The sequence below is a fragment of the Thermosynechococcus sp. genome, from assembly GCF_046299655.1.
In the GTDB taxonomy this organism is placed as follows: Bacteria; Cyanobacteriota; Cyanobacteriia; order Thermosynechococcales; family Thermosynechococcaceae; genus Thermosynechococcus.
This window is the reverse complement of sequence record NZ_JBKBHZ010000045.1, coordinates 1-506: the sequence shown is the minus strand read 5'-3', so window position 1 is coordinate 506 and position 506 is coordinate 1. Positions and strand designations below refer to the sequence as shown.

Genomic DNA, 506 nt, shown 5'->3' with positions numbered 1-506 from the left:
GGGCATATTGCTCCTTGGCGCTGTTCTGGTGCAATGTAGGGACTTGTCTCTGTGAGCCTAGCGGCAACTGGAGGAATTTGGGCACCCCCCCAGCCAATAAGATAGACAGCGCCTAAATCATGGCCAGAGCGATCGCCCAAAAGAATTGTGGTGGGATGGATATTGCCATGAACCAGCGGCGGCTGCTGGCCATGCAGATAAATTAGAACCTCTAAAAGCCGCTGCGCCAGCAATTGCAAGTCCGCTTCGTTAAAAATACGCCCTTCAGCTTTCCAAGTGGCTAGGGATTTGGCCTCAATATAACTTTCGACAAGTGCAAAACCTTTGCCTGTTTCAATGTCCACCTCACTCAACTCAAAGCTATCCAGATAGGCAGGGAGCGCAGCATGGTTGAGTTTTTTCAAGGCAGTGGCTGTGCGCTCAAGAAGATTTATCTCCTTCTTCGACATTTCCCTGCCAACGGGGAAGAGGTTGAGCACCACCTGTTCATAGCGCCGCCGATCCAA

At 51.2% G+C, this 506-nt stretch carries 1 pseudogene; it reads right to left on the bottom strand.

The features are described from left to right. Positions 1-506: pseudogene (locus tag ACK4HN_RS11950) on the bottom strand (serine/threonine protein kinase); the annotation flags it as partial.